General features: G+C 45.6%; 1 protein-coding gene, 3 tRNA genes, 3 rRNA genes and 1 pseudogene. 6 read left to right on the top strand and 2 right to left on the bottom strand.

Annotated elements, in window-relative coordinates:
• Positions 1-466 precede the first annotated feature (466 nt).
• From ACFIJQ_RS08605 to ACFIJQ_RS08580, 6 genes are all read left to right on the top strand, one after another.
• A 16S ribosomal RNA gene (locus tag ACFIJQ_RS08605) occupies positions 467-1954 on the top strand.
• 498 nt (positions 1955-2452) lie between these two features.
• A tRNA-Ile gene (locus ACFIJQ_RS08600) sits at positions 2453-2529 on the top strand.
• A 249-nt stretch (positions 2530-2778) separates the two neighbouring features.
• A tRNA-Ala gene (locus ACFIJQ_RS08595) sits at positions 2779-2854 on the top strand.
• 441 nt (positions 2855-3295) lie between these two features.
• Positions 3296-6110 (top strand): 23S ribosomal RNA (locus tag ACFIJQ_RS08590).
• 69 nt (positions 6111-6179) lie between these two features.
• Positions 6180-6294, top strand: a 5S ribosomal RNA gene (gene rrf / locus ACFIJQ_RS08585).
• Together the 16S, 23S and 5S rRNA genes with 3 tRNA genes alongside form the textbook arrangement of a ribosomal RNA operon.
• Positions 6295-6398: 104 nt before the next feature.
• A tRNA-Met gene (locus ACFIJQ_RS08580) sits at positions 6399-6475 on the top strand.
• A 133-nt stretch (positions 6476-6608) separates the two neighbouring features.
• On the opposite strand, the pseudogene ACFIJQ_RS08575 reads toward ACFIJQ_RS08580, so the two are convergent.
• Together ACFIJQ_RS08575 and ACFIJQ_RS08570 are read right to left on the bottom strand one after the other, a co-directional pair.
• Positions 6609-6899: pseudogene (locus ACFIJQ_RS08575) on the bottom strand (drug:proton antiporter); the annotation flags it as partial.
• A gap of 131 nt (positions 6900-7030) precedes the next feature.
• Positions 7031-7198, bottom strand: coding sequence for a hypothetical protein (locus tag ACFIJQ_RS08570; protein WP_155915002.1), 168 nt, complete (start codon positions 7196-7198; stop codon positions 7031-7033).
• Positions 7199-8257 lie beyond the last annotated feature (1059 nt).

The following is an 8257-nucleotide window of genomic DNA, read 5'->3' as shown; positions in this document are numbered from 1 at the left end:
AAAAAAAGTAAAAAATGATATTGACTCTTTATTTGAAAGAGTACTATATACGACGAGTAACGAGAGCGGTTTCTGCTTGCGATGGTTGGTTTTGCTCTTGTTTTATTGACTAAGAATTATCATATACGCGGTGTTTTGCCTTTTAGGTTTTTATTTTACGCTTTTTAGTGTATGGTATTTTTTTGGTTTAGAAACGGTTTATTGACTGTTTGTTCTTTGACAAGAGAAGAAAGAAGAAAGAGAAACGTGGGCGGCATAGTCTGCGGAGATTTTGAAGTTTATATTTGAGATTTCCAAAAAGAATATGGCGGCACGTTTTTTAGAGAAGATGTTAATACCGGATCTAACTTTAGAGTTAGATTTAGGTGTGTAAAAATATGTTCTCGTCGATTCAAGCGTGACCATTTAATTGGTGCTCTTTATTTTTAAGGAGCAATAAAGACCAAATATAGCCAAATCGAATTTTCAATATGAGAGTTTGATCCTGGCTCAGAACGAACGCTGGCGGCAGGCTTAACACATGCAAGTCGAGCGCACTCTTTTAGAGTGAGCGGCAAACGGGTGAGTAACGCGTGGGAATCTACCCATCTCTACGGAATAACACAGAGAAATTTGTGCTAATACCGTATACGTCCTTAGGGAGAAAGATTTATCGGAGATGGATGAGCCCGCGTTGGATTAGCTAGTTGGTGAGGTAACGGCTCACCAAGGCGACGATCCATAGCTGGTCTGAGAGGATGATCAGCCACACTGGGACTGAGACACGGCCCAGACTCCTACGGGAGGCAGCAGTGGGGAATATTGGACAATGGGGGCAACCCTGATCCAGCCATGCCGCGTGAGTGATGAAGGCCCTAGGGTTGTAAAGCTCTTTCACCGGTGAAGATAATGACGGTAACCGGAGAAGAAGCCCCGGCTAACTTCGTGCCAGCAGCCGCGGTAATACGAAGGGGGCTAGCGTTGTTCGGATTTACTGGGCGTAAAGCGCACGTAGGCGGATATTTAAGTCAGAGGTGAAATCCCAGGGCTCAACCCTGGAACTGCCTTTGATACTGGATATCTTGAGTATGGAAGAGGTGAGTGGAATTCCGAGTGTAGAGGTAAAATTCGTAGATATTCGGAGGAACACCAGTGGCGAAGGCGGCTCACTGGTCCATTACTGACGCTGAGGTGCGAAAGCGTGGGGAGCAAACAGGATTAGATACCCTGGTAGTCCACGCCGTAAACGATGAATGTTAGCCGTCGGGCGGTTTACTGCTCGGTGGCGCAGCTAACGCATTAAACATTCCGCCTGGGGAGTACGGTCGCAAGATTAAAACTCAAAGGAATTGACGGGGGCCCGCACAAGCGGTGGAGCATGTGGTTTAATTCGAAGCAACGCGCAGAACCTTACCAGCCCTTGACATCCCGATCGCGGAAGGTGGAGACACCCTCCTTCAGTTAGGCTGGATCGGAGACAGGTGCTGCATGGCTGTCGTCAGCTCGTGTCGTGAGATGTTGGGTTAAGTCCCGCAACGAGCGCAACCCTCGCCCTTAGTTGCCAGCATTTAGTTGGGCACTCTAAGGGGACTGCCGGTGATAAGCCGAGAGGAAGGTGGGGATGACGTCAAGTCCTCATGGCCCTTACGGGCTGGGCTACACACGTGCTACAATGGTGGTGACAGTGGGCAGCGAGACCGCGAGGTCGAGCTAATCTCCAAAAGCCATCTCAGTTCGGATTGCACTCTGCAACTCGAGTGCATGAAGTTGGAATCGCTAGTAATCGTGGATCAGCATGCCACGGTGAATACGTTCCCGGGCCTTGTACACACCGCCCGTCACACCATGGGAGTTGGTTTTACCCGAAGGTGCTGTGCTAACCGCAAGGAGGCAGGCAACCACGGTAGGGTCAGCGACTGGGGTGAAGTCGTAACAAGGTAGCCGTAGGGGAACCTGTGGCTGGATCACCTCCTTTCTAAGGATGATCAAGAATAGGGCTTGTTAAAAATCCCTCCCTTTTTGATCTGATTAGACACAAGGTTTAAACTTAGTCCGTTTAAACCGTGCATATGACGCTAACTCTCAATGAGTCCCTCTCACAAAAAAGAGACCCCTCTTTGTAATAAAGAGGATCCCCCCCCGTCTCTTTGAGGCCCCTACCTCTGTTGAGAGAAATATTTGAGGGCTTAGTGCTCATGTGTTGACAATATAAAAGCAGACTAGCCGTCTTCGTTTCTCTTTCTTCAGATGATGATCCCAAGCCTTCTGGCGATCTCTTAAAATAAAGCCTTACATCATAATCCCTCCAGGTTTTTCAAAGAAAAACATGCGTTTCAAGGTGCCATGGATTTTAAAGACCATGGATTTACTCAGAACTTATGGGTTTTAAAAAAGGCTTTAAAAGGAAATAACTAAAAAAGCTTTTCCTGTGATTTAAGATGATACCGGGGAAGGTTTTCCGGTTTATTCCGGAGGGCTTGTAGCTCAGTTGGTTAGAGCGCGCGCTTGATAAGCGTGAGGTCGGAGGTTCAAGTCCTCCCAGGCCCACCAATTTATGCTCGTTTTTTGCTTATCCAAGAGTATAAAGCTTAAGCGTATTAAAGCCTCTTCAATCTTTGTTTATTTTTAAAGATTTTATTTTATCATTCAGAGATTGTTTGTTAAATTTATCCCATTAAGCTTCCAAAGAGGCTTTGTCCCTTCAGTGGTACAGATAAATTTACATGATACAAATCAAAACAGGACAGGTAATTCAAGTTGATGAATTTGGTTATGGTTGATTTGAGAGAGCATTATTTAGGGGCCGTAGCTCAGCTGGGAGAGCACCTGCTTTGCAAGCAGGGGGTCGTCGGTTCGATCCCGTCCGGCTCCACCATTTGGTCATCATCGTGTTGTGAGAACACGGTTTAGTAAGGGGGGTTATACCCTTTTGCTTGTTCTATTGAAATTGTGAAGAGAAGATATATTCAAACATGTTCCTTTTTTAAGGTTCCTTCTGAGGCACAAGTTTTTTGTTAAGAAAAATACTTTCTTGGGAAAATGCTTGTTGTTAAAAAAAGGTTTTTGAAAACAGATTTTTAAAAAAGATCTTAAAAGAAAGGCCTTTATCTGAAGAGGAAATCTTAATTTAGAAAAAGGGACATTGTGTCGCAAGGGAATGCTCAAACCCCTTGCTTATGATTGGAAGCTTAACCGCGCCATTGAGTATATCTCGAGAAGCTGGTCTTTTCTGCTGATATTTATGTTTATTTTGCGCTTTGTTTTGCACAAGACAAAGAATGCGGACAAACAGTGAATGAATATTGGCAATGAGAACGATCAAGTGTCTTAAGGGCATTTGGTGGATGCCTTGGCATGCACAGGCGATGAAGGACGTGATACGCTGCGATAAGCTACGGGGAGGTGCGAATAACCTTTGATCCGTAGATCTCCGAATGGGGCAACCCACCTTTGATGGCTAGAAAAATTAAGCTGTTTTTGCAAAAAGACAGTTTAGTTTTCTAGTCGTCAGATAAAGGTATCTACATCTGAATAAAATAGGGTGTAAGAAGCAAACGCAGGGAACTGAAACATCTAAGTACCTGTAGGAAAGGACATCAAACGAGACTCCGTTAGTAGTGGCGAGCGAACGCGGACCAGGCCAGTGGCTTAGATTAAGAAAAGTAGAAACGATTGGAAAGTCGTACCAAAGTGGGTGATAGTCCCGTATACGTAAATCTGATTTAAGTCCTAGAGTAGGGCGGGACACGTGAAATCCTGTCTGAACATGGGTCGACCACGATCCAAGCCTAAGTACTCGTGCATGACCGATAGCGCACCAGTACCGTGAGGGAAAGGTGAAAAGTACCCCGACAAGGGGAGTGAAATAGTACCTGAAACCGAATGCCTACAAACAGTCGGAGCCCAAGATTCGTTCTGGGTGACGGCGTACCTTTTGTATAATGGGTCAGCGACTTAGTCTAACGAGCAAGCTTAAGCCGGTAGGTGTAGGCGTAGCGAAAGCGAGTCTGAATAGGGCGTTCAGTTCGTTGGATTAGACCCGAAACCGAGTGATCTAGCCATGAGCAGGCTGAAGGTAAGGTAACACTTACTGAAGGGCCGAACCCGTATCTGTTGCAATAGATTGGGATGACTTGTGGCTAGGGGTGAAAGGCCAATCAAACTCGGAAATAGCTGGTTCTCCGCGAAATCTATTTAGGTAGAGCGTTAGTCGAATTCTCCAGGGGGTAGAGCACTGGATGGGCTAGGGGTCCTCACCGGATTACCAAACCTAACCAAACTCCGAATACCTGGAAGAACTAACTAGCAGACACACGGCGGGTGCTAACGTCCGTCGTGGAGAGGGAAACAACCCTGACCACCATCTAAGGTCCCCAAGTTATGGCTAAGTGGGAAAGGATGTGAGGATCCCAAAACAACCAGGATGTTGGCTTAGAAGCAGCCACCATTTAAAGAAAGCGTAACAGCTCACTGGTCTAAATAAGGGTCCCTGCGCCGAAAATGTAACGGGGCTAAAGCCATACACCGAAGATGTGGATTTACTCCTTAGGGAGTAAGTGGTAGCGGAGCGTTCCGTAAGCCTGTGAAGGGAGACTCGTGAGAGCTCCTGGAGGTATCGGAAGTGAGAATGCTGACATGAGTAACGATAAAGGGAGTGAGAGACTCCCTCGCCGAAAGTCCAAGGGTTCCTGCTTAAAGTTAATCTGAGCAGGGTGAGTCGGCCCCTAAGGCGAGGCCGAAAGGCGTAGTCGATGGGAACCACGTTAATATTCGTGGACCTGTGGGTAGTGACGGATTGCGTATATTGTAAGGTCTTATTGGATTGATCTTGCAGTGAAGCAGTTCCAGGAAATAGCTCCCACATATAGACCGTACCCCAAACCGACACAGGTGGACTGGTAGAGAATACTAAGGCGCTTGAGAGAACTACGTTGAAGGAACTCGGCAAATTGCACGCGTAACTTCGGAAGAAGCGTGACCCTTTAGCGGGCAACCGTTAGAGGGTGGCACAGACCAGGGGGTAGCGACTGTTTACCAAAAACACAGGGCTCTGCGAAGTCGCAAGACGACGTATAGGGTCTGACGCCTGCCCGGTGCTGGAAGGTTAAGAGGAGATGTGCAAGCATTGAATTGAAGCCCCAGTAAACGGCGGCCGTAACTATAACGGTCCTAAGGTAGCGAAATTCCTTGTCGGGTAAGTTCCGACCTGCACGAATGGCGTAACGACTTCCCCGCTGTCTCCAACGTAGACTCAGTGAAATTGAATTCCCCGTGAAGATGCGGGGTTCCTGCGGTTAGACGGAAAGACCCCGTGCACCTTTACTATAGCTTTACACTGGCATTTGTGTCTGTATGTGTAGGATAGGTGGTAGACTTTGAAGCAGGGGCGCTAGCCTTTGTGGAGTCATCCTTGAAATACCACCCTTACCGATATGGATGTCTAACCGCAGTCCGTTATCCGGATTCGGGACCGTGTATGGTGGGTAGTTTGACTGGGGCGGTCGCCTCCTAAAGAGTAACGGAGGCGCGCGATGGTAGGCTCAAAACGGTCGGAAATCGTTTGTTGAGTGCAATGGCATAAGCCTGCCTGACTGTGAGACTGACAAGTCGAGCAGAGTCGAAAGACGGTCATAGTGATCCGGTGGTCCCGTGTGGAAGGGCCATCGCTCAACGGATAAAAGGTACGCCGGGGATAACAGGCTGATGACCCCCAAGAGTCCATATCGACGGGGTTGTTTGGCACCTCGATGTCGACTCATCGCATCCTGGGGCTGGAGCAGGTCCCAAGGGTATGGCTGTTCGCCATTTAAAGCGGTACGTGAGTTGGGTTCAGAACGTCGTGAGACAGTTCGGTCCCTATCTGCCGTGGGTGTTGGAATATTGACAGGACCTGTCCCTAGTACGAGAGGACCGGGATGGACGTATCTCTGGTGGACCTGTTGTGGCGCCAGCCGCATAGCAGGGTAGCTATATACGGACGAGATAACCGCTGAAGGCATCTAAGCGGGAAACTCACCTGAAAACTAGTATTCCCTGAGAACCGTGGTAGACCACCACGTTGATAGGTCAGGTGTGGAAGTGTGGTAACACATGAAGCTTACTGATACTAATCGTTCGATCGACTTGATCGTTCTCATTTCCTATATCCATTCATAAAATATAAAAATTTCCAGCTTCTCATCATTCATGCTTTTTGCTGACTTGGTGGTTATGGCGGAGTGAACGCACCCGATCCCATCCCGAACTCGGCCGTGAAACGCTCCAGCGCTGATGGTACTTTGCCTTAAGGCACGGGAGAGTAAGTCGCCGCCAGGTCTGCTAAATGCATGATATCTAACAATTCATAAATAAAAATATAATCATATCAATGCTCAATACTCAGAGTAGACAATAAAAAAATCTTGTTCTAAAATATATGACGCGGGGTGGAGCAGCCCGGTAGCTCGTCAGGCTCATAACCTGAAGGCCGCAGGTTCAAATCCTGCCCCCGCAACCAAAGTCCCAAAACTAATAACTTCCATAAAAATCAAATGAAATCTAAACATGACACTGCGCTCATGATAAAACGTGAAAATATAAAAATGCACGTACCCGAAAAGGTTATTGAGAAGGCGTTCAAACAAAGCATATCATAAATCGGAGCCCTTCTCTTTATGCGATAAGGAGAGTGCGAGGCAAAACAGTAAAAATGCAGCGATAGAGAATATAAAGAATATGAGATATGTTTGGTTGAGGGAAAGGTGTTCCTCTGTCAGCGAATGGATCAAAAAGCCAGCGAATACACCCCCCAAAGCTCCGCCTATTTGCTGTAATATGCGTGTGATAACTGCTGTATCTTTGACGTATAAACTGTTGACATATTGGATAGGGGCGGAAAGACAGACAATGGTGGTGATGCCAAGCCCTATGCCTCTTAGCAAGTGTTTGTTCACGATAGAGTGCAAAAAATAGCGCTCAATCTAGATTGGTCTCAAAAATTCTCTGATGCTTCTCAAATTAACTTGAGAAAAACAAGTTCTTGTGCATCTGTTATAGCCGGTAATACAAGATCTTATGCATCCATTGCAGCAGCATCTTGGTTTTTGCGACGATTGTTAATTTGTGTATCGGAACAGACAGAAAAAGAACGTAAGGGTGGTTCTGTATCTGCTGGCCATTCTCTTATCGTTAAAGCATCTAGAGAGCTGAAAAAGCTTCTTACACCTATCCTAACATACATAAATCATAATTGAGAAAGCCATGAGACGCTGTACCCCCCTATACTTGGCGCAATGTACTATCTGTTTTGAAAGGGACTTATATCCCTCCATACTATCAACTTGGACATCTGCTCTAGCCCCATTGGCCGCTTCTAGGATGGCATGTTCTTTGAAGGATTGATGATTTTTGCGATCTCTTTTTGAAACGAGCGTGATGAGGGAAAAGTTTTCTGCGTGAGAAAAAGAAGAGGTGGCTTTTTGCTTTTGCAGCCATTGGTACTGATGTTTGAATGGAAGCTGGCAGTGGGGAGGGGAAGCCATAGAGTACGTGATCACTAAATTTTATCCCCGCTATAGAATATCGGCTTTTATAAGCTATAGAGAAGAATATGCCAAGGGAATGGGGGCGCTTAAGTCTTAAAGATAATTCTCAAGTAATTCTAAGAGCACAAAATCTTATGGCTATTAGAAAAAAAGACCTTCTTCTATCTTATTGGCTCCTTATTCCATTTGTTCTAAATACTACTTGTTATAGAGCTAAAACGATATTTTTATCTTAAAACCATACTTCTAAAGCACTAAAAGATAATACTTCTTCACTCAAACTTTCCCCTATATTGCTTTTATTAGAAGTGGGGCTTTATAGAATATGTAATTTATACGTATAAAGGCTTTGCAGGGATTAAATCTCAACTCAGATTTTCTCTCTTTATAGAGTCAGAAGTGTATTTTATCATAATGCCTAGCTTCTCCATCATCATATTTCTTCACGAGAGCTTTCCAAAAATAGTACACCACCTAGTTTGTTCTTTAAAAAATAATCAAGGCAATACTTTTGCACCATCCTCATTTGCCGTCCTTAAGGGCGGCTTTTGCATTTACAGAAATTGCCACTGACTTTAAAAGCGGAGCCTAGAAACGCGGGGAAGAGGAGAACCATAGGGCGGTGTGATTACTCATTCTGTCATGCTATAGAAATATTTGGTTTTGTAGGGTATAGGCAACACCCCCCCTTTTTTAATGCCTAAAAAGCATTAAAAATGGCACGAGAAAATGCTGGTAATCGTGATATGTTTTTT

Source organism: Bartonella sp. TT67HLJMS, from assembly GCF_042193375.1.
GTDB lineage: Bacteria > Pseudomonadota > Alphaproteobacteria > Rhizobiales > Rhizobiaceae > Bartonella > Bartonella grahamii.
The sequence above is the reverse complement of the archived record's forward strand: the minus strand, read 5'-3'. Positions and strand labels throughout refer to the sequence as shown.

What these genes read in the sequence shown, in the direction of transcription:
- ACFIJQ_RS08570 (WP_155915002.1), bottom strand. Translation starts at nt 7,198, where the DNA reads ATGTATGTTAGGATAGGTGTAAGAAGCTTTTTCAGCTCTCTAGATGCT.